The sequence below is a fragment of the Algoriphagus lacus genome, assembly GCF_003583985.1.
Taxonomy (GTDB): Bacteria; Bacteroidota; Bacteroidia; order Cytophagales; family Cyclobacteriaceae; genus Algoriphagus; species Algoriphagus lacus.
The window spans coordinates 932306-955800 of the sequence record NZ_QXML01000001.1; the positions used below are offsets into that span (position 1 = coordinate 932306).

At 45.3% G+C, this 23495-nt stretch carries 18 protein-coding genes; 12 read left to right on the plus strand and 6 right to left on the minus strand.

Going from position 1 to position 23495, the window contains the following annotated elements; translation table 11 throughout:
* Positions 1 to 17: 17 nt before the first annotated feature.
* Positions 18 to 1418 carry a COG1361 family protein gene (locus D0X99_RS04045; protein WP_147392182.1) on the minus strand — a complete coding sequence of 467 codons (1401 nt, stop codon included), beginning with the start codon at positions 1416 to 1418 and terminating at the stop codon, positions 18 to 20.
* Between the two features lie 202 nt (positions 1419 to 1620).
* On the opposite strand from D0X99_RS04045, the gene D0X99_RS04050 reads away from it, so the two are divergent.
* The 5 genes from D0X99_RS04050 (at position 1621) to D0X99_RS04070 (ending at position 7353) form a co-directional block, all read left to right on the plus strand.
* The gene (locus D0X99_RS04050) at positions 1621 to 4515 is read left to right on the plus strand and encodes a triple tyrosine motif-containing protein (protein WP_147392183.1); all 2895 of its coding nucleotides are present in this window, start codon (positions 1621 to 1623) and stop codon (positions 4513 to 4515) included.
* A 152-nt stretch (positions 4516 to 4667) separates the two neighbouring features.
* Positions 4668 to 5120, plus strand: a complete 453-nt coding sequence (locus D0X99_RS04055; RefSeq protein ID WP_119476340.1) for a MarR family winged helix-turn-helix transcriptional regulator — start codon at positions 4668 to 4670, stop codon at positions 5118 to 5120.
* Between the two features lie 75 nt (positions 5121 to 5195).
* Positions 5196 to 5750, plus strand: a complete 555-nt coding sequence (locus tag D0X99_RS04060; RefSeq protein ID WP_119476341.1) for a YceI family protein — start codon at positions 5196 to 5198, stop codon at positions 5748 to 5750.
* Between the two features lie 48 nt (positions 5751 to 5798).
* Entirely contained in the window at positions 5799 to 6749 is a 951-nt protein-coding gene (locus D0X99_RS04065; protein ID WP_119476342.1) for a ring-cleaving dioxygenase, read from the plus strand.
* Positions 6742 to 7353, plus strand: a complete 612-nt coding sequence (locus tag D0X99_RS04070; RefSeq protein WP_119476343.1) for an alpha/beta hydrolase — start codon at positions 6742 to 6744, stop codon at positions 7351 to 7353. Before D0X99_RS04065 ends, D0X99_RS04070 begins: the two co-directional genes overlap by 8 nt.
* A gap of 236 nt (positions 7354 to 7589) precedes the next feature.
* Here the strand turns inward: D0X99_RS04070 and D0X99_RS04075 are convergent, their stop codons facing one another.
* Together D0X99_RS04075 and D0X99_RS04080 are read right to left on the minus strand one after the other, a co-directional pair.
* On the minus strand, positions 7590 to 10622 hold the full coding sequence (locus tag D0X99_RS04075; protein WP_119476344.1) for an AAA family ATPase: 3033 nt from the start codon (positions 10620 to 10622) through the stop codon (positions 7590 to 7592).
* Entirely contained in the window at positions 10619 to 11848 is a 1230-nt protein-coding gene (locus D0X99_RS04080) for a metallophosphoesterase family protein (RefSeq protein ID WP_199707997.1), read from the minus strand. The genes D0X99_RS04075 and D0X99_RS04080 overlap by 4 nt, the downstream gene beginning before the upstream one ends.
* Before the next feature lie 204 nt (positions 11849 to 12052).
* Here D0X99_RS04080 and D0X99_RS04085 point away from each other — a divergent pair, with 204 nt between their 5' ends.
* Positions 12053 to 12583, plus strand: coding sequence for a septal ring lytic transglycosylase RlpA family protein (locus tag D0X99_RS04085; RefSeq protein ID WP_119476345.1), 531 nt, complete (start codon positions 12053 to 12055; stop codon positions 12581 to 12583).
* 136 nt (positions 12584 to 12719) lie between these two features.
* Here the strand turns inward: D0X99_RS04085 and D0X99_RS04090 are convergent, their stop codons facing one another.
* The 3 genes from D0X99_RS04090 to D0X99_RS04100 form a co-directional block, all read right to left on the minus strand.
* Positions 12720 to 14087: a Gfo/Idh/MocA family protein gene (locus tag D0X99_RS04090; protein ID WP_119476346.1), complete on the minus strand. Its 1368-nt coding sequence runs from the start codon at positions 14085 to 14087 to the stop codon at positions 12720 to 12722.
* A gap of 180 nt (positions 14088 to 14267) precedes the next feature.
* Positions 14268 to 15341 (minus strand): Ldh family oxidoreductase, encoded by a 1074-nt coding sequence (locus tag D0X99_RS04095; protein ID WP_119476347.1) that lies wholly within the window; start codon positions 15339 to 15341, stop codon positions 14268 to 14270.
* A 135-nt stretch (positions 15342 to 15476) separates the two neighbouring features.
* Entirely contained in the window at positions 15477 to 16418 is a 942-nt protein-coding gene (locus D0X99_RS04100) for a Ppx/GppA phosphatase family protein (RefSeq protein ID WP_119476348.1), read from the minus strand.
* A 182-nt stretch (positions 16419 to 16600) separates the two neighbouring features.
* Between D0X99_RS04100 and D0X99_RS04105 the strand changes: the two genes are divergently transcribed.
* The 6 genes from D0X99_RS04105 (at position 16601) to D0X99_RS04130 (ending at position 22970) form a co-directional block, all read left to right on the plus strand.
* Positions 16601 to 18184 (plus strand): acyl-CoA carboxylase subunit beta, encoded by a 1584-nt coding sequence (locus D0X99_RS04105; RefSeq protein WP_119476409.1) that lies wholly within the window; start codon positions 16601 to 16603, stop codon positions 18182 to 18184.
* A 37-nt stretch (positions 18185 to 18221) separates the two neighbouring features.
* Positions 18222 to 19286 carry a M20/M25/M40 family metallo-hydrolase gene (locus D0X99_RS04110; RefSeq protein WP_119476349.1) on the plus strand — a complete coding sequence of 355 codons (1065 nt, stop codon included), beginning with the start codon at positions 18222 to 18224 and terminating at the stop codon, positions 19284 to 19286.
* 62 nt (positions 19287 to 19348) lie between these two features.
* Positions 19349 to 20107, plus strand: a complete 759-nt coding sequence (locus D0X99_RS04115) for an ABC transporter substrate-binding protein (RefSeq protein ID WP_119476350.1) — start codon at positions 19349 to 19351, stop codon at positions 20105 to 20107.
* 116 nt (positions 20108 to 20223) lie between these two features.
* Positions 20224 to 21576, plus strand: coding sequence for a Gfo/Idh/MocA family protein (locus tag D0X99_RS04120; RefSeq protein WP_119476351.1), 1353 nt, complete (start codon positions 20224 to 20226; stop codon positions 21574 to 21576).
* A 36-nt stretch (positions 21577 to 21612) separates the two neighbouring features.
* Complete coding sequence (locus tag D0X99_RS04125) at positions 21613 to 22377, plus strand: 3-keto-disaccharide hydrolase (RefSeq protein WP_119476352.1); 765 nt, start codon at positions 21613 to 21615, stop codon at positions 22375 to 22377.
* A complete protein-coding gene (locus tag D0X99_RS04130; protein ID WP_119476353.1) occupies positions 22374 to 22970 on the plus strand; it encodes a 3-keto-disaccharide hydrolase in 597 nt (198 codons plus the stop codon). Before D0X99_RS04125 ends, D0X99_RS04130 begins: the two co-directional genes overlap by 4 nt.
* Positions 22971 to 23495: the final 525 nt, after the last annotated feature.

Here is a 23495-nt window from a genome sequence, read left to right on the forward strand (position 1 = left end):
ACTAGGGGTTTTGTGAATCAGGCAGAAATCAATTTAAAAGTCCACCATACGCCGGTACCTGCTTGGATATTCAAGGTCATTTTTTTCACACCAGCCGTCTCAGTTAAGCTCACAACTTGATAGGTGACTTCCCCAGGGACTGCTACGTTCGGAAGTTCTCCGGCATTTACTGCCTTAGGAAGACCGACATGAGCACCTTGCCCAATTAGTCTCAAAGTTCCTCCATCATACAGATAGGTGAATGTTCCTGTTCCATTGTGTGGAGCTTTTGGAGTGCCGCAGCCGTCCGCTGCAATTCCCTGCCAAGCCTCTAGCCAAGTTTGAGCTCCCATGTCAATGCTAAATGCGCCGTTTTCAGCAAAGGTGTAGACATCGTCGAAGAAACAAGCTCTGGTCGCGACATCCGCGGTGGTATTGAACCACCATTCCCTGCTGCCCGCAGTTGGTCCAACACTCAGGGCACCTTCGACTGGTTCCATTTTCCATTTGCCCACAATGGCGGCGCTGGCAGGAGGACCTGAGATCAATTTAAAATCCCACCATACTCCCGTACCAGCTTGTACTCTGAGAGTCATTCTTCTGGTATTGCCTGTTTTGGATTGATCGACAATTGTATAGGCGATCTGGTTTGCTACTGCTGCGCCATTTGAGATTTCACCTGCATTATTGACTTTGGCCAAGCCTACGTGAGCCCCCGAACCAATGAGGGTCAGAGTTGTACTGGTATAGGTATAGTTATAGGACTTGGAACCGTCGAAAGGTGATTTTGGAACCCCACATCCATCGGCGGCTACCCCTTGCCAGGTCTCCAACCAAGTAACTCCTCCCAAATTCATTTTGAAAGTTCCGTCATTATTGAAGGTGTAGGTATCGTCGAAAAAGCACGCCCTGGCAGAGACATCTCCTGCGGAGTTTTGCCACCACTCACTGCTTCCAGGACTAGGCCCTACTTTCATTGCTCCGGCTACCGGTTCCATGGTCCATGTTCCTGAAATATCAAAAGCTGGTCTGATTGAGGCCACCCTAAAAGAAATGTTTTCGGTGCTTTCGTTTCCATTGGTATCAGTGGCTTTGATGTCCAGGTTATAGTCACCCGGATCAAATCCACCTTTTACTTCTATGGTTATTTTTTGATTTTCTCCTGTCAATTCCTGTGAGCCTGATTTTACTGAGGCCCCGCCTTTGGTAATTGCATAGGTAAAATTGGCTAAAGAGGTGATTCTGCCTTCATCCCTTCCATCTGAAACTGTAACTTCTATCTTGAAATCCTGTCCTTCAGTCAACCCGCTTGTGATTGGACCCAAAGCAATGACCGGTGGGGTGTCTACAACGGGCACATCCGAGAATCCGTTGTCGCATGCCCAGGCGAATGCCGTCAGCATTCCCAAAGCTGTGATTTTTAATATTGTTTTTTTCATGGGTTTATTTTTTCGGAAAGATCTTTTTAATCCTCTCGCTACCCAAAAAGCCGACATCTACATGTATTCATCAATTCTCAAAAACCACTACATCAAAATTTCATCAATCGGGAAAAAATTCCTCCATTTGCTACATTTGAGCACTTTTAAGAGTTTTATTTATTGCTCACAACAGAGTGGAATATGAAAAAAACGGGCCTTGATGAGAAATAGACTGCTTGGCTTATTGCTGATTGGATATTCCGTTTTTGCCACGATTTTTCAAGAGGTCAAAGGGCAAAATTTGAAGGAATTTCAGGGCCTTCCGTTTATCACCAATCACGAAGCCCTGACTTACCATGCCGGAATTCAGAATTTCGATATCATTCAGGATGATCTGGGAAGAATCTTCGTGGCTAATAATTTGGGACTTCTTGAATTTGATGGGAAATCCTGGGCTAGATATGGACTGAATAACACCAAGGTGAGGTCGGCGTTTTTGGGTTCCGACAAGAAGATCTACGTAGGCAGTCAGGCAGATTTCGGATTCCTTTCCCATGATGGCCAGGGAAATTTGGCCTATACCTCTCTTGCGGATAGCCTGCCAAAAGGTCTTCGTGATTTTGATGAAACCTGGAGAGTTTTTGGAATGGATAAGTTCATTTACTTCTGCACGTTTACAAGAATCTACGTGTATGACGGTAAAGTACTTCGCGCTTTGGATCCAGGAAGAAGAATGGACATTTCTTTTCAGGTAGATAACCAGCTCTACACTCAGATTCCCGGTGAAGGCCTTTTTCAAGTTAACTCAGACCGGTTTGAACCGATCAGAAACGGAGATTTTTTCAAGGATAAAAGAGTGTCTAATATCCTCAGCTATGACCGAGACAGATGGTTAATAACGACATTTTCCCATGGGATTTTCCTTTATGACGGGGAAGTCCGCCCTTTTCAAATTGAAAGCGGAGAATGGAAAAATGAATTTCTAATTAATTACAGCACTCGGCTTAGAAACGGAAGTATAGCGCTAGCCACCCAGAATGCCGGTCTTTTTGTCCTTGATAAGGAAGGAAATCTGTTGGATCATCTGGACAAAGATTCAGGATTGCAGGATCTGACCATCAATTTCATTTTCGAAGATAGTCAAAGCGGTCTTTGGTTGGCAATGAACAATGGATTGGCTAGGGTAGAGCTATCCTCCCCTTTTTCGGTCATTGATGATCGGATGGGACTTACCGGGGCGGGATATGCAGCTTTGAAATTGGATGATGTTATTTATTTGGGCACCAACAATGGGCTTTTTCTGTGGAAGAACGGAAAGATTTCCTTTGTAAAAGGGACGGAGGGCCAAGTGTACTCTATTCAGGAAGTCCGAGGAAAAGTGGTGCTGAATCACCATAATGGTACTTTTCTAATTGAGAATGATGGGGCAGTTCAGATTTCCTCAGTTCAGGGGGCTTGGATTCTAAAGCAGCACCCCAAGCAATCAGACTATTATATTCAAGGAACTTATACGGGGCTCAGCCTGCTCAAATGGCAAAATGGGTCGCTTTCATTTGTTAAAAAAATCAAAGGCTTCGGGGAATCTTCCAGGGTGATGGAGTTTGAGGATACTACCCTTTGGGTCGCACATGGATACAAAGGAGTTTTTAAACTCAAGTTGAGCGATGATCTGTCTGAGGTAGTGGAAACAAAGCTGTACAACAGCGCCCAGGGGTTTCCAAATAATGATTTGATCAATGTTTTTAAAGTGAATAGCCGTTTGCTTTTTACTGCGAATGGCGGATTTTATGGCTACGCTTCGGAGGAAGATCGGTTTAGCCCACTTTCGGAATTTAATGATCTATTTGGCTATGGTACTGTGGTGGCAGACTTAGAGCCGGATGAGTTGGGGAATATTTATTTTATTGAACAATCCCGGTTGGGGGTAATCAAACCCCAACAGAACCATCAGTTGAGTCTGAATTACTCCTCGTTCAACAAGGTTAAAAGACTGTGGAATGACGACTTGGCCAATGTGATCGTTTTGGACAATCAGAATATTTTGATTGGAGGTAAACAGGGCTTTATTCATTACCATCCATCCTTGGATCTTCCCAGAGCCGATGGACCTAAAGTATTTTTCAGGCAAATCAGAAACCAGGGGAAGGAGTCACAAGTGATTTTCTCCGGCCATGGGTTGTCCAATCAACCCAATGCCACTTTGGAAGAAACCACCTTTTCCTACTCCCAGAATTCTTTCTTTTTTGAGTTTGGATCAGCTCATTTCGAAAGCGGGGAAGAAATTCACTATCAATATTTGCTTGAAAACTATGAGGAAGAATGGTCCCCTTGGACCTCGGAAATCAAAAAGGAGTACACTAACCTGAGGGAAGGTGATTATGTATTTAAAGTAAGGTCTAAGACCGTTTTTGATGAGGTCAGTCCACCGGTGGAGTTCCGGTTTACGGTGAAGCCCCCCATTTATCGATCAGTTTTTGCCTATGCAGTTTATGCGTTTTCCTTATTTGCCTTTCTTTTTGTGGGATTTAAGTGGCTCGATAGGCGTCATAAAAAGCAAACCCTGAAGCTTGAGCAGGAGAAGGACTTGGAATTAAGGCAAAAAGATGATGTCATCGAGACCATCACACTTCAATCCGAGCAGGAAATCATGAGGCTAAAAAATGATCAACTTCAATCCCAAATTGAATTTAAAAACCAGGAGTTGACTTCATCGGCCATGAATTTGATTCAGAAGAACAAGCTGCTCAATACCATTAAAGGTTCCTTAAAGAATCTGATGGAGGAGAATAAAAGCAATGAATTGAATGCTCAACTCAGCCGCTTAGTAAGATCCATCGATAAAGATCTGGAGGGTGTGGAAGATTGGTCTGCTTTTGCCGAAAGTTTTGATCAGGTCCATGGAAGATTTATCACTCGCCTAAAAGAAAAATTCCCTGAACTCACACCCCAAGAAATCAAATTCAGCGCCTACATCCGAATGAATCTCAATACCAAAGAAATAGCCAATTTGTTGGGGATTTCTGTCCGGGGAGTCGAGATAGGAAGATACCGGGTGAGGAAAAAGCTAGGCTTAGCCAGGCAGGATAGCTTGAGTGATTTTTTATTGAGGTTCTGATACCATCCTTTTTACGAGTTCTTCCGGATCGATAAAAAAAATATCATATTGAATATCAATGGTTTAAAAAATAAAACTCGTTTTTATTTCAATCAATGAAAACCTTTTGGTAGATTTAAATGTATATACATTAATATTAAATGTAAATAAAAATGGGAAAGATAGAAGACGCCATTCAGCAGCGGGAATTTAAAGATCCTTTCAACAAAGCGGTGGTAAATCTCCTCTTTACTCAAAGCTATCTGGTGACTGCACAGCATTCGCTTTTCAAGCCTCACGATCTATCCCCTGAACAATACAATGTCCTTCGGATTCTTAGAGGTCAAAACGGAGTTCCGACAACGGTCTCTTCCATTCAGGATCGGATGCTTAACAAGATGTCAAATGCTTCACGATTGGTTGAAAAGCTGAAAATGAAAAACTTGGTAAAGCGGGAGGAATGTCCCAGCGACCGGCGGCAAGTAGATGTCTTGATCACTGAAAAAGGCCTTGAATTGCTAAAACAACTGGAAGTACAGGTCGAGGAAAGTAACAAGCAATTTGTAAACCTTACCGAATCAGAAGCTATCCTTCTTAATGACTTGCTGGATAAGCTTAGGGGATAAAAAAATTTAATTGAATAGATGTCTATACAAATAATGTTAAAACAAATCAAACACTAAACTAAAACACAATAAATTATGAGCACCACAAAATGGATTATCGACCCTACTCACTCTGAGGTTTCTTTCAAAGTAAAGCACTTGGTGATTTCTACCGTAACCGGTTATTTCAGAAAGTTTGAAGGCAGCGCAGAAAGCACTTCAGATGATTTCGAAGGAGCTACTGTAGCATTTTCCGCTGACATTGACAGCATCGACACCAATCAGGCAGACAGAGACGGTCACTTGAAATCTGCGGATTTCTTTGATGCAGCAAATCATCCTAAACTTTCTTTCTCCGGCAAAGTATCCAAAAATGGAGGAGACTATAAATTGCTCGGTGACTTGACCATCAGAGGAAACAAGCATGCGGTGGAATTGGACATAGATTTCGGCGGCGTGACTGGTGATCCTTATGGACAAACTAAGGCTGGATTTGAAATGGAAGGTAAAATCAGCCGTAAAGAATTCGGTTTGACTTGGTCAGCCATGACCGAGGCTGGAAATGTAGTAGTCAGTGATCAGGTAAGACTGATTCTAAACGTACAATTGGTAAAGCAAGTCGTCAATGAAATGGCGGAGGCCACAGCCTAATCCCTAAAAGCTGCCTCCTGGCAGCTTTTTTTAATTAAATTAAACGCTATGAGACCTTTAATCACCGGTATACATCACATCACTGCGATTGCCGGAAATCCACAGAAAAACATCGATTTCTACACTGGGATCCTGGGGTTGAGACTGGTGAAAAAGACCATAAACTTCGATGCTCCTGATGTTTATCACTTCTACTTCGGCGATGAATTGGGTAGGCCAGGCACGGTATTTACAACCTTTCCTTTTACTGGGGCCCGAAGAGGGACCAAAGGAACTGGCGAGGTGACCTACACGGCTTTTTCCATCGGAAAAGATTCGCTTGACTATTGGGTGGAGCGATTGGGGAAATTCGGAATTGCTGTTTCTGATATACAGACCAGGTTTGGAGAGCGGCTGATCCGATTTGAAGACCATGACAGCATGGGCATTGAGCTGGTGGCCAATGATCAGGATGATCGTCCGGGGTGGACTTACGGACATATTCCGGCTGTGCATTCGATTCGAGGATTTTACGGAGCAACGCTTAACCTCCGAGCTAGGGAACTGACCGAAAATCTCCTGACCCGTCACATGGATTATAAGTTTATCGGACAGGAAGGGGAGCGATTTCGATATGGAACTAATGGTAAACCCGGTGATATCGTAGACATAGTGGTGGATAAAACAGCCAACAGGGGGATGCAGTCTGCAGGAACTGTTCACCACATCGCTTTCCGAACTGCCAACACCACGACTCAACTAGCCATTCAGGAAATTCTGATGCAAAACGGCTACATGGTCACCGAGGTGAAAGACAGAAACTATTTCAAGTCAATTTACTTCCGTGAGCCCGGAGGAGTACTTTTCGAGATAGCAACAGATGAACCTGGATTTGCCATTGATGAAGATGAAGCTCATTTGGGCGAGTTGATTAAGCTACCGGATTGGGCGGAGACAAGCAGAGAGAAGATCGAGCGGAACTTGACTCCTGTAAAACTCAAGTTTGAAGATTATGTCTGAAATCAAAAGAAAAGGGCTACCTCTTGACCAAGCCAAAAAGGTTATTGTTATGATCCATGGGCGTGGCGGTACCGCTGAAAGCATTCTTTCGCTGGTTCCCCATCTCAATCTGACCGATTATGCAATTTTGGCGCCTCAGGCGAACGGAAATACCTGGTATCCGTTTGGTTTTATGGCCTCAGATGAAGGCAACTTTGTTGCGTTGGAATCGTCTTTAAGGAAAATTGAAGAAATAGTTGAAGAAGTAACTGGCGCAGGAATAGCACCTGAAAACATCTATCTACTTGGATTTTCTCAAGGCGCTTGTTTGAGCTTGGAGTTTGCAGCGCGACATGCGAAAAGGTTGGGAGGAGTGGTGGCCTTTACCGGTGGGCTGATCGGAGAGAAACTCAAACCTGAAAATTATTCAGGTGATTTTGAGGGTACTTCCATTTTCATCGGTAGCAGTGATCGGGACTTTCACGTCCCGGCAAAAAGAATTAATGAATCAGCTGAGCTCCTGAGAAAAATGGGAGCAGAGGTTACAGTTAAGCTATTTGACGACCCGGATCACACGATCCGAGCCGAAGAGATAAAATGGGTAAACCAAAAGATTTTCATATGATTTGGGTTTGTCTTTATCGGACATATGGAATCTCGCTTGAATTATGACCCTAACGCATTATGTCTCTTTTGAGGCATGTTCGATTTCTTATAAGGTCTATTTAGGTTAGAAAAATCCCCGGCAGGTTGTCGGGGTATTTTTTTGTCTTTTATGATTTGAAATTCCTCTGAGGACTTCATTCGGATAGGCCTAATTTTCCAGATATGAACCATGATAGGTTTACTGGCAAATTTCCTCTAGTAAGAATACCGGATTTGGGACCCCTTCTCCGGATCAAGTTCGATCTGGGCATATACTCCGATTTCCTGCTGCAATTCTTCCACGTGGCTGATGATGCCGACAATTCGGTTTTCGTGGCGCAGTGATTTTAGTGTTTCGAAGACTACCCTTAATGCATTTCTGTCCAAGGCGCCGAAGCCCTCGTCAAGGAAAAAGAAACTCTGATCAGCCTGATTGAGTGCTTTGACTTTTTCCGCCAAGGCCAAGGCCAAACAAAGCGAAGCCTGAAAGGTCTGACCTCCGGAGAGGGTTTTAAGCAGGCGCTTTTTTCCACCGTTTAGGTAATCCACCACCCAAAAGGTATTGTCCTCGTCTATTTCCAGGCTCAGGCTATTTTTGGTTAGTTTCATAAAGCGCAGGTTGGCGGTATTGCAGAGCTCGCGGAGGTAAATGGAACTGACATACTTTACAAAACCCTTACCCTGGAAAAGTCTGTCGAGCTCGCGGAGATTGCCTTCCCGGCTTTCGGTTTGAGCAAAGGCCTTAAGTAAAACCGTCTTTTCAGCTAATTTTTGGGAGAAGGTTTTGATGTCTTCCTGAAGTAAAATATAGGCTTCCTGAATTTCCAAAGCATAGGATCTGAGCAATTGAAGTTCGTCCTTGAGTCTTATAAAGTTTTCCTCCAAGAATGTCTCCACTCCGGCTTCTGATCTTAATTCTCCTATCCGAGAAAGCGTGGTGGAAACTTTTTGGTCGTACTGCCGGATCTCCAGATCGACTTTTTCGGCATCAATCGAGTAGTGGAATATCCGGATCAATGCCTCCTCATCGGTAAATCCGTATTCGATTTTGAGCCTTTCAAAATCAGCAGAATACGCAGCTAAGTTTATTTCCAATTCCTTCACTCGGTTCTGGAAGTTTTCCAGATCGGATAGGTTTTTTATCTGCTCCCTTCGTTTTTCCTGCAGGTGTTTTTGCTTGCCTAAAAGTTCTTCCTGAGCTTTTTTGATATGGTTTTCTACTGTCAGAATATCAGATTCGATTTCAGATTTCTTCTTTGAAATGTAGGGTTTGCAGAAAGTTGGATCCTTTATTTCTTCTTTTTTGCTTGCGATTTGGGAAAGCAGACTCTGATTTCTAAGCTGTGACTGCTGGAATTCCTTTTCTTTTTTGTCCAGTACTTCCCGCTCGGATTGCCAGGATTTTCGGGTATTCTGTATCTCTTTGAGCAGTTTTTCCCGGGTTTCACCGGCTTCGCTCAGGGACTTGATCTCCGTTTCGAGTTGGTTTGGATCTGCCAGTCCCAACTCCTTCAGTCTCAAAGTGAGGGAGCCAAGTAAGGCTTCGTAATTGAGGATTTCCGCTGCTTTTTCTTTCGTATTTCTTTTGTGATTTTCCAAATAGATGCCGAGTTCGCTGTTCTTTTGGATGAGGGATAGGATGACTTCCCGTTTATCTTTTTCTCTGTTTATTTCCAGTTCTTTTTCCCGGATTTGCTTTTCCTCGGCTTCGGCATGAATGGGACTTGGGTGATGGGCTGAGCCGCAGAGTGGACAGGGCTTTCCTGACTCCAAGAGGTGCGCATGGGCATTCAATCCCTGCTTTCTCAGGATTTTTTCCCGTTCTGATTCCAGATTTTCGATCCGGCTTTTTTGGGATTTGGACCAGGACTCCAAGGATTTTTCCCCTGAAGGAATTTCCAGAAGGATTTTCTCAAGCTGTGCCGAGACTGATTTTTCCTCTTGCTGAAACTGGTTTTGGATCAGTTTAAGATCGGTTATTTTAGTGTTCCAAAGCCCAAGATCACGTGCAGCACTTTTCAATTCGGAAAGTAAGTTGGTGTCTGGGCTTCCCGCAGCCTCAAGTCGCTCCTCAAGGAAGGAGATTTGCTTTTCCAGTGTTTTGAGAGCTGCTTTTTTAGAGTCAATCTCCAGTTTGGCTGTATCAAGAATGCTGACTGATTCGGCAAGTTGGCTATCCAACAGCTGGATTTCGATGACTTTCTTAAGGTCCCGGATTTTGGCCTCCCGTGCGGGTCGTTCGTCGTTTTTTTCTTTTAATTTTTCTTCTTCTTTTTCCAGCAATTCCACCTCCTCTTCAAACCGGATTTTGAATCGGCTGCAGTCAATGACGCTTCTTTGGTTCTTTTCGAGATCTTTTTTAGCATCGATAAGCCTATCCCAAACTGGCCTGAGGTAGGTTTTGGCGGTGATAAATTCCCTGTAAAGCTGTCTTTTTTCCTCGATTTCCGGTTTCCGGTTTTCCAATTCCGATAAGACCAGTCTTTGCTCTTGCAACTGTAGATGGGACTTCTGGATCAGTTCCATCTGCCGAAAATCCGCTTCGGTTTTTTTCAGCTTTTGACTTGCCTCATCACTTTTCCTTTTTAATTCCGAGAATTGGAACTTCCGGTCCTGTAGGCCGGCTTCAGAGATATCCAAAAGTCCATTCAGCTGGGTCTCCAATCGGATTTTTTCCTCTCTTGTGGCTTTGAGCAGACTTCCTGTTTTGACTGAAAGATCAAAGCGCTCCAGCCCAAACAACTGCTGCATCATCTCCGCCCGAGGTCCTGGGGTTAGGTCGATAAACTCCCGGAATTTGCCCTGGGGAATGATCACGGTCTGCTTGAAATGTTCCTTTTTCATGCCGATCAGCTGCTCGGCATTCTGTGGTATAGCCTCCCAGTTTTCATTTTTCCAGGCATAAAAAGTATGTTCGCCGGTATCGATTTTCTCCGGATCCTTTTTGTTTCGTTTGGCAGAATAGCGGGCCAGATAGGTGCTGGAGTTGTTTTTTCCGGCACGGAAAGTAAAGTTGATCAGGATGTGATCACTCTGCAAATTAACCATGCTGGAGCGCTCACCTGTAGCGGCCAAGCGCTCGGTACTGCCGTAAAGTGCCAGGAGGATTCCTTCCAAAATGGAGGATTTGCCACTACCCACCGCACCAAAAATGCCGAATAAGCCAGCTGCCGTCAGTTTTTCAAATTCCACGGTTTGCTTTTCGCGATAGGAGTATAGTCCTTCGATTTCCAGTCGTACAGGGATCATACGGGATCGTTTTGGCTGATGATTTCTTTGAAAAGGGAAAGGATTTCCGGATTGGGTTCCTGGCCTTTTTCACTTTGGTAAAACATCCGAAAAAGACTCTCGACGTCTTTGCTCAGGTCATCCACATGAAGTTGGAAGGATTCCTGACCAAGGGGATTTTTGAGCTGGGGAATCAGGTTGACTATCCCGTCGTGGGCTTTCATAATCGCCTTTCGGGTGGAGGCGTCAATGGACTGCTCGGTTTCGTAGGTGATCTCTACAAAACAATTGGGGTTTTCTTCCAGCCATTGCAGTGTTTTGTCCAGTTGATCAAATTTGACCCGGTAGAGTGGGCGGCCCTGCTTCAGTCCAATGGGCTTGTAAGCTACTGGTTTGCCGGGTTGGGCTTCGATTAGGACGACTTTCTTTTCCTGATCGGCTTCGCTGAAGGAATAGGCCAAAGGGGAACTGGAATACACCACCGGAACGGTGTCATGGCTAACAGCATGGTATCGGTGCAAATGTCCCAATGCGGCGTATTGGATTTGACTGGGGATGTTTTTGGTGAAAAGCGCCTGCGTGCCACCTACATGCAGGATTGGGCGCTCCGATTCTGGTTCTACTTCCGGTTGTTCACCCTCGCGGGTAAAGAAAAAGTGGCCGACAAATAGATTGACGCCCAAATCATCACAGTATTTGTCCGCTAGTTCCTGCCATTTGTTGGATAACACGGAACGGAATTCTCCTTCCCGATCTTCTTCACCCAAATGGATTCTCAGTGATACTTCGTTTGCATAAGGAGCCAGCAGGATTCGGGTAGGAAATTCATGTTGAGGAAGTTTGAGCTCCACAAAACCGCTTTCCGAGCGGGTGATTTCCACGCCGGAGTCCAGTTTCCCAAGTGGAATCACACTGTCGAAGCGACTGTAAAAGATAATTCCCAACTCCCTGGCCAATGGATCCGGTGCCTCGACAAACTGGGTGCTGTCGTGATTTCCCGAAATGGCAATGATGGGCCTCTTGCCGTAATCAGACAGTTTTCGGAGTGTTTTGTAGAGCAATTCCACGGCTTCGTGCGCTGGATTGAAGCTGTCGAAAATGTCCCCTGCCAAGACAATAAGATCGACACTTTCCCGATCTGCGATCTGGCAGATTTCGTCCAGAACAAGTCTTTGTTCCTCAAGGCGGGAGTATTCTTGGAGTCGCTTGCCCAAGTGCCAGTCGGCGGTGTGGAGGATTTTCAGCATTTCTTTGGTCAACAGTCTACGGTCAGCAGTCCACGCCAGCAACGAATCAGTTTGAGGAGTACCATTCAATCGGAAGTCTCAAAAAATTCAGGCTTTGGGATTGACTAAACAATATGTACTAAGATAGTCCAAGGGGTAACTTTCTCCAAGAGAAGATTGGCGTCCTGTCATGAATTGGCATTTTTATTGAAAAGCAAGGCGGATATGCTAGATTCAAGGGTGTTTTACCGGCTGATTTTCGTCTTTTTTTTCTGGATGATGGGTGTGGCTGCCCATGCCCAGGTGGATTCACTGTTGATTCAGGAGGGGACAGCAAGTTACTACGGGAAGAAATTCCAGGGCAGACGAACTTCCAGTGGGGAGATTTTTCACTTGGACAGCATGACGGCAGCGCACAAGAATCTGCCTTTTGGAACTTGGGTCCGGGTGACCAACAGGAAAAATGACTTGTCGGTTTTGGTCAGGATCAATGACCGGCTACCCAGTTATTCCAAACGGGACATTGATATTTCATGGGCTGCAGCTGGAGAAATCGATATGATTCGTGATGGGCTGGCAAAAGTCCGAATCGAGGCTGCTAATCTTGATGAACTGGATAGCTTGATTGGATATTTTGAGGGAAGGGGAAAGTCTGGTTTGCGGCTGAGGCCTTATGAGCGGAGTTTGCATTTGCCAAGTCGGAAGCTCGATTTAGCGTTAAAAAAGATTAAACCAGAATTCAACTCTGATTTTTAGTAGTAAAATTTTTCCTTTTTTAAGTAATTGAAAATCAATAGTTAGACTTTCTGATTTTTCAAAACCTGGCAGGTCTGGATTTCAAAAAAAATCCCGAACACATTCATGTCCGGGATTTATCTCTTAGTCTCTTAATTTATACTGTACTCGGCTCCGGATGCACCCATGGACCTCGGTAAGGTCTTCGGAGTTTGGCGGTGGCCTCTGGATCATTGAGCACGGTCATGGTTTTGGGGTCATAGCGAAGTGCACGTCCTCCGAGTTCCATGGAGATATTAGCCAGGATACAAGCCGCAGTGGAAATATGCCCCTGCTCCACATCTGCGATCGGAAGGGTGTCTTTGTCGATGGACTCGAGCCAGTTTTTCATGTGAAGACGTGTAGCTGGAGCTGCATTGAGTTCGATTCGGTCCTCGGTTACATCTTCAGGATATTGCTCCCGCTCAAACAAGCAGTCGAAGTGGATTTTTTCTTCTTTGGAATCGTAAGGGATATAGTCTGCTTGCATGGTGCTTCCGGCAAGCATTCCTTTTTCACCATAAATCTTGAAGGCCCAAGGATATTCAGGATCCACCGGATTGCCCCAGGTGCGATGTTGCCAGACCACGTTTAGTTCAGGGAATTCGAAGATGGCGGTTTGGGTATCGGCAATATTGGACTTTCCTTCTTTTTGCACATAAATCCCGCCAGTGGAAGTGATCTGAGTCGGCCAGCCCAACTTCAGCATCCAGCGAACGGTATCCAGCATGTGGACACACATGTCTCCGGTGATGCCGTTACCATATTCCATAAACGTTCTCCACCAGCGGATATGAGGTAGCCCATCATATGGTCTCATCGGCGCTGGACCTGTCCACATCTCATAATTCAGGAAATCCGGTACGGGCTCTACTGGAGGGTTGCCATTGGCGCGCATGTGGAAATAGCAGCATACCTCTGCATGACTGATTTTTCCTAGCTTTCCGGTATCAATGATCTGCTTTTTGGCATCGATCAGGTGTGGGGTGCTTTTTCGCTGGGTTCCGATTTGGCACTTGCGGTTATATTTTCTGGCTGCTGCGAGGATGGCTTCTCCTTCGATCACGTCGACTGAAATGGGTTTTTGCAAATAGACATGGGCACCCGACTTGAGGGCCTCGATCGCCTGAAGTGCATGCCAGTGATCCGGCGAGCCAATGAGAACGAGGTCGCATTTGTGTTTTTTGAGCAGTTCGCGGTAGTCTTCAAAAAGCTCAGGGACTTTCTTCGATTTTTGGCGCTGGGAGACGAGTTCTCCGGCGGCGGTGAGGAGCTTTTTGTCCACATCACAAAGGGCCACCACTTCCACATCGGCCACTTGGATCAGTCGGAAAAGGTCGGATTTACCGTACCAACCCGTGCCAATCAAGGCAACTTTGAGCGGACCTTCCTGATCTTTGAAGTCCATGCCAAACAGGCCAAAGCTGGCCAGGGTCATCATCGCCGTCGATCCTTTGAGAAAATCACGTCTGTTGAGTTGATTCATAGGTTTTTGGGTTAAAGAGTCATGTTGATCAACAATTTACAAAAAGGCCCGACAGATGCAAATCAGGTTGGGATGGGAGGTCAGAGTTTAAAAAGTATCAGGTGTCCAACAAATCCAGGTACCCATAGGGAAATAATTGGATTCGGAAAAGTAAAGGGGGTAGTTGGAGATAGGAGTTTTCTAGAACTTCACCCCAAACCGCTCGCCCAGCTGAGTCAAATCCTTCACCACCGGATCAAGCAATGGAATTCCCTCCGTTCTGCGGATAGATTCCAGTTCACGCTCCGGGTCACCAGGGATGAGTACTTTTTCATTTCCTGGAGTTGGGGTAGCAGATCGGAATCGGGTGATCCAGTTGTCCATGTGGGATTTGAATTCGTCTGCTGGACGAAATGCATCCACCCGCATCGCTCCAAAAAAGTGACCGATTCCTTCGCCCACCAAGTTTGGCAAGGGATCTAGGAAAGCTACAAACGGTGGAACCCAAGGCCCATAATTCGCACCTGAAAGTACCGCTGAGAAAATGTCTACAATGGCACCAAGTGCGTAACCTTTGTGCGATCCGTGCTCCCGATCTCCACCGAGAGGAAGCAGGGCACCGCCGTCCTTTACTCCATTGGCAGAGGTAGTTGGGCTGCCGTCTTTGTCCTGCACCCAGCCGGTTGGAGTGTCCAATCCTTTTCGCTGAAGAATTTCGAGTTTGCCATTGGCAGCCGTGGTAGTGGCCATGTCGGCTACGAATGGGGGCTGGTCTTTGGCAGGAATGGCTACCGAGATGGGATTGGTACCCAGAAGTCTTTCTTTGGAAAAAGTCGGCGCTACCAGCGGGCTTGCATTGGTGAGGGAAATTCCGATCATGTCATGCTCCAAGGCCATCATGGCATGGTAGCCTGCGATGCCGTAGTGGTTGGAGTTTTTAACCGAAACCCAGCCTGTTCCTACATTTTTGGCTTTTTCGATAGCCACTTTCATGGCGAAAGGTGCCACCACCAATCCCAAACCTCCATCTCCATCTACAACGGCTGTGGAAGGGGTTTCGTAAGTGACGCGGACATTGGGAGTGGCGTTGATTCTTCCTTTTTCCCATAGTCTCACATAACCCGACAGCCTGGCTACCCCATGACTGTCCACTCCTCGCAAGTCTGCCGAAAGAAGCACTTCGGTCCCGATTTTGGCATCGGCCTCAGGGCAGCCGATTTGAATCAGCATGTCGTAGGTGAAGCGGTAAAGGTGGTCGTAGGCGAAAGTTTGCATGGATAGGATGATTTCACTTTCCCAAATATAGGCTGTTAAGCCACAGATGGAGAGATGATTCTTAGAATAGATTTGATAAAGAAGCTGAACGTACTTAACGGCTTTTGCGTCTTTGTGCCTTGGTGGCGGAAAAACTTAAACGGCCACTTTTCCTGCAAGCAATCGGGAAACGGCTCCTTCTTTTAAGGAATAAAAGGAGCAGACGATTTCTTCCACCGGAACATAGCGCAGGATAAATTCGATCAGGCAACTCGCCACAACGATCATGTCCACCCGCATGGCGATCATACCCGGAATTTTTAGACGCTCCTCCCGGTTTTTGCTTTTCAGCATTTCAAAAATCCGCTCAAATTCCACCCGGGGAAGCTCAAATACATGCTGTCCCGTTAGTTTGCATTGGAGCATGGATTCGTAATAAATATCCGTCAGGGTATCAAAAGTGCCGGAAGCACCCACCAATCCGGTTGGCTCATATTTCTGAATTGCCTCAATCAGGGGTTGAAGTTTTTCTTCGCAATAGGCCTCCAGCTTTGCTACCTCATCAGGTAAGATCGGGTCGTGGTAGTGAAAGGCATCCAACAAGCGCTGACCTCCGATTTCAAAACTTCTCTTCCACAACACTTCCTGGGAAGTGCCGATGATGAATTCCACTGATCCACCTCCGATATCCATCATCAAGTTGACATGACCATTGAGCGAGCCGGAAAGGTTGATCCCTTCATAGATGAGTTGGGCTTCTTCTTCTCCGGAGATCACGTTAATGTGGATTCCGATGTCCTCTTTGACTTTTTGGACAAACTCAGGCCCGTTTTCTGCATTTCGGACTGCGCTGGTTGCAAAAGCAAAAATCTGATCGATGTGCTCGCCATCAATCAGATTTTTGAAGTGTTTTAAGGTATGAAAAGCCCTTTTTTGGGCGTCCGGAGCGATTTGGTTTTGGCTGATTCCTCCCTGTCCGATCTTTACCGGAATCTTTTCTTTGTAGATTGTCTTAAATCCTACTCCGTTTAATTCCACCAATAACAAATGAAATGTATTGGTTCCCATGTCAATCACCGCGGCCTTTCTGGTACTCATAATGCTGCCAAATTTTGGATGGGCGAATATAGAAAGTTTTTGATTTGTAAAAAGTAAGATTTGTGAGAGACAAGGCTTTGTAAATTGCTGAGCATTATGGTTCAATCATTCTGGCAAATTTGCCAACTTTCAATTTTCCAATTCAACTGAGGGACTATCTTTGGTCCATTAAAAAAACTGAAATGTCAGAGCTGCATAAACCCATTTATACTTTGCCCGGCAACGCCGAAAAACTGGAGATTTTAAAAAAGAAAAATGAAGAGGCCCTTCAAGGTGGAGGTAAATCCCGTATCGACGCGCAGCACAAAAAAGGCAAGCTGTCAGCCAGAGAGCGGATCGACTTACTAATGGATGAAGGGACCTTTGAGGAGATTGACAAGTTTGTCATGCACCGATCCAAGGATTTTGGATTGGATAAGGAGCATTACCTAGGAGATGGAGTGGTGACTGGATATGGGGAGATTAACGGCCGCCTCGTCTATGTATTCTCTCAGGATTTTACGGTTTTCGGCGGTTCACTTTCTGAAACTCACGCGGAGAAAATCTGCAAAATCATGGATATGGCTATGAAAAACGGCGCCCCGGTAATCGGACTGAATGACTCCGGTGGAGCCAGAATCCAGGAAGGGGTCAACTCGCTGGGTGGCTATGCTGATATTTTTTACCGAAACACACTGGCTTCCGGTGTAATTCCCCAGATCTCTGCGATCATGGGGCCCTGCGCAGGAGGTGCGGTTTATTCTCCGGCGATTACAGATTTTATCCTGATGGTAGAGAATACCTCTTACATGTTTGTCACCGGGCCAAATGTGGTAAAGACCGTGACTCAGGAAACAGTGACTGCGGAAGAATTGGGCGGTGCATCTACCCATAGCACCAAGTCAGGAGTGACGCACTTTGCCTGTGCAAATGAACTCGAGGCGATCCGCCACATCAAGAGACTGCTGAGCTACATTCCGCAGAATTGTGAAGATGCCGCCCCGGTTTATCCCTATGAATTGAAAAAGGACGAAAGCCGAAAAGTGCTGGATACTTTAATTCCTGAAAATCCCAATCAGCCCTACGACATGCGCGACGTGATCCGAGGGATTGTGGATGAGGAATCCTTTCTGGAAGTCCATGAAAACTATGCCGATAATATCGTGGTTGGATTTGCCCGAATTGCGGGAAGAAGCATCGGGATCGTCGGAAATCAGCCTCAATCCATGGCGGGGGTCTTGGATATTCATGCCTCAGTCAAAGCAGCAAGATTTGTGCGTTTCTGTGACAGTTTCAATGTTCCCTTGTTGGTTTTAGTGGACGTACCGGGATTCTTGCCTGGTACTGACCAAGAATGGAATGGGATCATCACCAATGGAGCTAAGTTGCTCTATGCATTTTCAGAGGCTACGGTTCCACGGATCACCGTGATTACCCGAAAGGCCTACGGTGGTGCCTATGACGTAATGAACTCCAAGCACATCGGAGCTGATATGAATTATGCTTGGCCAACTGCGGAGATTGCGGTAATGGGTGCAAAAGGGGCGGCAGAGATTATTTTCAAAAAAGAAATCGCCGAAGCTGAAAATCCCGAAACTAAACTTCAGGAAAAAGTGGATGAATACACCTCCAAGTTTGCCAATCCGTATCGCGCGGCCCACCGTGGCTTCATCGATGAAGTTATCCTTCCTTCAGAAACCCGAATCAAACTCATCAAAGCCTTCAAAATGCTGGAAAACAAGGTGGATAAGTTGCCCAGAAAGAAGCATGGGAATATTCCGCTTTGATTAATCTCAAGTCTTAAATCTCAAATAACTAATTTGAATGGAATCGAATACCTTTTTGCACAAGTACCTAAACAACGCCTCACCAACGGGCTTCGAGGCTTCAGGCCAGCAGATCTGGCTGGATTACATCAAGCCTTTTGTTGATACCTATTTCACGGATAATTACGGGACAGCTGTCGGAGTTATCAACCCCGAAGCACCCTATAAAGTCGTCATAGAGGCCCACGCCGATGAGATCAGCTGGTTTGTCAATTACATCAAGGACGATGGGTACATCTATGTGCGCCGCAATGGCGGATCTGACCATATGATTGCCCCATCCATGAGGGTGAATATCCACACCGATAAAGGAGTCATCCCGGGAGTTTTCGGATGGCCGGCTATACACGTACGAAAAGAAGGAAAAGAAGACGCTCCAACTTTGGACAATATCTTTATCGATGTGGGAGCCAGATCCAAAGCTGAAGTGGAGGAAATGGGGATTCACGTGGGATGCGTGATTACTTTTAAAGATGAATTGATCGAGTTGAATGGGAAATTCTGGTCCGGACGTGCTTTGGACAATCGTATCGGAGGCTATATGATTGCGCAGGTGGCAAGAAAAATCAAAGAATCTGGGAAAAAACTTCCATTTGGATTATACGTGGTCAATGCGGTCCAGGAAGAAATCGGACTGCGTGGAGCCGAAATGATTGCCAATAACATCAAACCAAACATGGCCATCATCACTGATGTCTGCCACGATACCACTGCTCCTCTATATAGTAAGATTAGCAGCGGAGATCAGACAGCCGGAAAAGGGCCGGTTTTGACATACGGTGCTTCGGTTCACAAAAAACTGTTGGACTTGATCATCGATACAGCCAGAAAAAGAGAGATTCCCTTTCAGCGGGCAGCTGCCTCGAGAAGTACCGGGACAGACACTGACGCATTTGCTTATTCCAATGATGGAGTGCCTTCTGCTTTGATTTCACTTCCTCTGAAATACATGCACACTACGGTAGAGACCGCAAGCAAAGATGACATTGAGCAAGTGATCAATCTGATGTATGAATTTTTGACGGATTTTGATCCAAGCTTTGATTTTAGGTATATAAAATAAGTCAACTGTCCACAGTCCACGGTCGATAGCTGTGGACAGTAGACTGTGGACCGTTTTCCAGAATGGAATTCACAGATCATCTAAACCGTACCATTTTTCTTCCCAAACCTCCCGAGCGGATCATTTCTCTGGTTCCCTCTCAAACGGAGTTGTTGGTGGATTTGGGGTTGGAAGAGAAAATCGTCGGAATCACCAAGTTTTGCGTACATCCCCATGATTTGAAAAAAAGAAAAACCATTGTTGGAGGTACCAAAAATTACCGTTTTGAAGTGATCGAAGCTCTCAAGCCAGATCTGATTATAGGGAATAAGGAGGAAAATGATCGAGAGGGAATCGAAAGGCTTGCTTCGATCTATCCCGTTTGGATGAGTGATATCTACAAGCTGGATGATTCATTGAGGATGATTTCGGATGTGGGGATTTTGACCGGAACTTCCTCCAAGGCGGAGCAACTCGTCCGGGAAATTCAGAATTCCTTTTCCGAGAAAATTTCCTTTAAAGGGAATTGTGTCTATTTGATTTGGGAAAATCCTCTTTTGGCAGCAGGCAAAAACACCTTTATTGACTCCATGCTGCGTAAGGCAGGATTTGAAAACCTGATTCAATCGGCCCGGTATCCTGCACTTTCCGAGGACCAATTGATCAGTCTTTCACCGGATTTTTTACTTCTGAGTTCAGAACCTTTTCCTTTCAAGGAAAAACACATCGCTTTCTTCCAAAACCTTTTGCCTAAGACCAAACTGATTCTGGCTGATGGAGAGCTATTTTCTTGGTATGGGAGCCGGTTGCTTCAATCTTCCCGCTATTTCAAAAGATTATAAGCAAAGCTAAATCCGGAATTCGATTTCCGTTTGTAAAAATTAAACTTTCTCCAGGGGACTTTTTTAAAAAATTCAATTAACTTTTGAGCCCTAACATTAAACCTAATTTCCAAACGATGAAAGATAACCGAAGGAGTTTTCTAAAAAAGCTCGGGCTTTCTACGGGTGTGGCAGCGCTGGCTCCATCCATTATGGCGGAAGCCAACTCAATTCATAAGGAATACATCAGCAGAGAAGATTCTTTTGTGGCGGACCAGCCCATTAGACTAGCCCTGATCGGAGCAGGTATTATGGGTACTGAGGATACAAACACAGCTTTGCGCCATGCGAATGTTTCCCTAGTCGCAGTTTGTGACTTGTATGATGGTCGATTGCAGTCCGCAAAGCAAAAGTGGGGGGATCATCTTTTTCTCACCAAAGACCATAAGGAAATCCTGAAACGATCTGATGTGGATGCGGTGATCATCGGGACGCCAGACTCCTGGCACAAGCAGATTTCAATTGACGCCTTGAATGCCGGGAAGCACGTGTATTGCGAAAAGCCGATGGTTCATTCTGTGAAAGAAGGCCAAGAGGTCATCGATGCTTGGAGAAAATCCGGTAAGGTAATGGTCGTCGGTTCTCAGGGAATTTCTTCTTTGGGAAATGAGAAAGCCAAAGAATTGTTGGCAGCCGGCGTAATCGGTGATATTGTCTATGCTGAGGGTTTTTGGGCAAGAATGTCCCCCGAAGGGGCTTGGCAATACAATGTGCCTGCAGATGGAAATGAAAAGACAGTAGATTGGAAGCGGTATATTTCCAATACTACCCAGCGGGATTGGGATCCCTTGCGGTTTTTCCGCTGGAGAAATTACTTGGACTATGGTACTGGAATGTCGGGAGATTTGTTCGTTCACCTCTTTACCAGCTTACACTTTATCACCAATTCAAAAGGACCAAGTAAAATTGCTTCTTTGGGAGGATTGAGATATTGGAAAGACGGTCGGGAAGTTCCTGACGTGCTTTTGGGTAGTTTTGATTATCCTGAGACTCCCGAGCACCGGGGCTTCAACCTATCTTTAAGATGTAACTTCGTGGATGGAACAAGCGGAACCACCTACCTGAGAATCGTAGGAACCAAGGGTTCAATGGATGTGAAGTGGGAGGAAGTCGTGGTGAAGTTGAATAGCAATGCAGAAAGCGATGATCCGTTTATGAAAGAGCAGGCGAAGTTGAGGGCAGCCTCAGGCGAAGAAGAAAGAGCAAAGATTCTTCCTCCTCGAGAAACCTCTTATACTGCAGAAAGATCTTGGAAAGGTGCTCATTATGATCACTTTGGCAAATGGTTCAAGGCAATCAGAACAGGGGGATCAGTCGAAGAGGATCCGATTTTTGGATTTAGAGCTGCAGCACCGGCATTACTCTGTAATGACAGCTACTTCCAGGATAAGTTTATCAAATGGGATCCGGTAAACATGAAATTGATATAAATCCCATGTGGCCTTTAAAAATCAAATTATAATCATATGAAAAAAAGCAGAATAGCCTGGGCGGCATTGATCGCCTTAGCATGGGCCTGTGGACCAAAAGCTACAGAAGAAACAACAGAGGTGGCTGAGGCACCAGTGATTGTTCCAGACAATTCCCTCAGCGAAGAAGAAAAAGCTTCCGGCTGGATGCTCCTCTTCGACGGGACATCAATGGACGGGTGGAGAGCCTTCAACGGAGACACTTTGCCATCCAACTGGATCATTGAAGATGGTGCGATGAAAGGACTTGGTGCTACAGGTGGTGCAGATTTCGGTGGAGACATCGTCTTTGGCCCAATGGAATTCGAAGAATTTGAAATGGAATTTACCTGGAAAATTTCTCCGGGTGGAAACAGTGGAGTTTTCTACCACGTGGTGGAAGATCCAAAATATAAGGCGCCTTATTATACTGGACCGGAATATCAGGTGATCGATCAGTTGGGATTTGCACAGCCTTTGGAAAAGTGGCAGTCACTTGCAGGGGATTATGCCATGTATGAGCCGGACTACGAAGGGGTGGTAAAGCCAGCCGGAGAATGGAATGTGTCCAAAATCATTTTCTCAGAAGCGGGAGCAAGCTATTGGCTCAATGGTAAAAAGACGGTAGAATTTATACCCTACTCTGAGGATTGGACCGCAAGGAGAAATTCCGGCAAGTGGAATGACTTTCCGGATTACAAGATTGCACGAAAAGGTTTGATTGCATTGCAGGACCATGGGGATCCTGTTTGGTTCAAAAACATTAAAATAAGACCTCTATGAAAAAGATAATTATTGTTGGGTTGTTGCTTTTGGTAGCTCAGGTAACCTTTGCACAAAAGAAGAAAAAGCTATTCAACGGAAAAGACTTGACGGGTTGGGTAGTCTATGGTACCGAAAAGTGGTATGTAGAGGATGGATTATTAATTTCCGAAAGTGGTCCGGATAAAGGATATGGGTATTTAGGCACCAAAGAAAATTACGATGACTTTGAAATTGAATTGGAGTTCAAGCAGGAAGCCAATGGTAATAGTGGCGTTTTCATCAGGTCAACTGTAGATGGCACAAAAGTCTCTGGTTGGCAGGTAGAGGTGGCACCTCCTGGAAATGATACCGGAGGAATTTATGAATCATATGGAAGAGGTTGGTTGATTAAACCTGATCCGGAAAAAGATAAAGCCTTGAAATTTGGCGAGTGGAACAAAATGAGAATCGTTGTAAAAGGTGATAACGTCACATCTTATGTGAACGGGGTAGAGATGGTTAATTTCTCAGATGCCAAAATTGGAGAAGGAAAGGGCGGTGTTTTGCTTCAAATTCACGATGGTGGAGGGATTAAAGTTTATTGGCGAAATATTGTACTGAAGGAACTCTAATTTTCGGAATTTTCTAAATCAAAAGCCCTGGGATTTGACCTCTCAGGGCTTTTTTATGGATTAATTTTTTTTCGATCATTTTCAGTCAGTTAAGAGAAAAATGAGTTTTTTTCTTTCCGAGGTATTGTTGAGGGAGAAAAAAGGGAGATATTTGCACTCCCAAACGGCTCAAACGGAGCTGTGGAAGATTTGAAAGGGAAGGGGCTGGATTCTTAATGATTGGGGTTGACCCCGGTTGAATTAGTGAGGTTCTGGAGGGGTAGAAAATATTTTTTTCAGGCCTTGTTGAAAAGTAGAAAGTTTCGGTTACCTTTGCAACCCTGTTCGGAAGGAACGGGAAAGGAGTAAGAGTAAAACGAGAGGGAAACAGGGGGTTGAAAACCGGTTTCTGACGATTCTGCCGAATGAGGCGGAGTAAGTTCTTTGAAGTGATGTAAGAGATAGAAAAAGCCTGAGTAGAAAAGACAGGGAGTTATCATATTAGGCTTAGGCCGTATGGTAATCGACAATAATGATAATTTACAA